The sequence below is a fragment of the Rhizobium sp. FG113 genome (assembly GCF_057809895.1).
Window position 1 is genome coordinate 1 of sequence record NZ_JBMDKV010000062.1, and the last position, 1,053, is coordinate 1,053.

At 55.7% G+C, this 1,053-nt stretch carries 2 protein-coding genes; both read left to right on the forward strand.

Annotation, left to right across the window (positions count from 1 at the left end; translation table 11 throughout):
* The first annotated feature begins 83 nt into the window (after positions 1 to 83).
* Entirely contained in the window at positions 84 to 479 is a 396-nt protein-coding gene (locus ACODTZ_RS36105; RefSeq protein WP_489032113.1) for a winged helix-turn-helix domain-containing protein, read from the forward strand.
* Between the two features lie 40 nt (positions 480 to 519).
* Positions 520 to 1,038, forward strand: a complete 519-nt coding sequence (locus ACODTZ_RS36110) for an IS630 family transposase (RefSeq protein WP_489032115.1) — start codon at positions 520 to 522, stop codon at positions 1,036 to 1,038.
* The last annotated feature ends 15 nt before the right edge of the window (positions 1,039 to 1,053 follow it).

Sequence of the window (1,053 nt, forward strand, 5' to 3'; positions counted from 1 at the left end):
TAAAGCGTGTCGCGCCAAACCAGATTCGGGATTTCCAAATCAGTTGATCCGTGATTCTTTTTGCCCATGGAAGGAGCCACACCATGGGCAAGCCGCATCCGATGGAGTTGCGTGAGCGTGTCGTTGCGTTTGTAAATGAAGGGCATAGCAACCGTGAAGCCGCTCGGCATTTCCGGGTTTCGCCTCGGTTCGTCAATAACATGATGATCCTGCATCGGTCATCCGGTTCTCTCGCCGCCGCCAAGCAGGGCCACCCGCCTGGTGGCGCGAAGCTTATGGGTCATGCTGATTGGGTTCGCGAGCGGATGTCCGCGCATGGCGAAACGACTTTGGATGAGCTGTGCGTTGCACTCGCGGAGCGCGGCATTGAAATCCATCGCGCTACGGTCGGGCGGTTTTTGCACCGGCTCGGACTAAGCAATAAAAAAAAGTCTCAAGGCAAGCGAGCAGCGCAGGCCGGAGATCGCCAAGGCTCGTGACCTTTGGATCAACCGCCGAAAGCGGTTCTTCAACAAGGCCTTGTCGCGGCTCATCTTTATCGATGAGACGTCGACTAACACGCGCCTGACAAAACGCACCGGGTGGTCTGCCAAAGGCAGTCGCTTTGCCGCCTATGCTCCCTTCGGGAAATGGAAGACGCAGACCTTCATTGCCGGTCTGCGCTGCCATGGCCTGACCGCACCATGGATCGTCGATGCTCCAATGAACAGTCGCATCTTCGAAACCTGGATCGAGACACAACTTATGCCGACACTATCGCCCGGCGACGTCGTCATCCTCGACAATGTCGGCTTCCACAAAAGCGAAAGGGCAGAACAGTTGCTCAAGACAAAAGGCGCAAGGCTTCTCTTCCTGCCGCCCTATTCGCCGGACCTGAACCCTATCGAAATGGCATTCTCGAAACTCAAGTCACTCCTGCGAAAGCGGGCCGCTCGAAGCTTCGATACAATAACCAAAGCGCTCGGCGACATCATCACACTCTTCTCCGTCACCGAATGCCGAAACTTCTTCAAGGCAGCAGGATATGAGGCTGAATAGATGCGACACGCTTTA

Excerpts from the sequence above, each read along its gene's own strand:
- ACODTZ_RS36105 (WP_489032113.1), top strand. The coding sequence starts at position 84 with ATGGGCAAGCCGCATCCGATGGAGTTGCGTGAGCGTGTCGTTGCGTTT.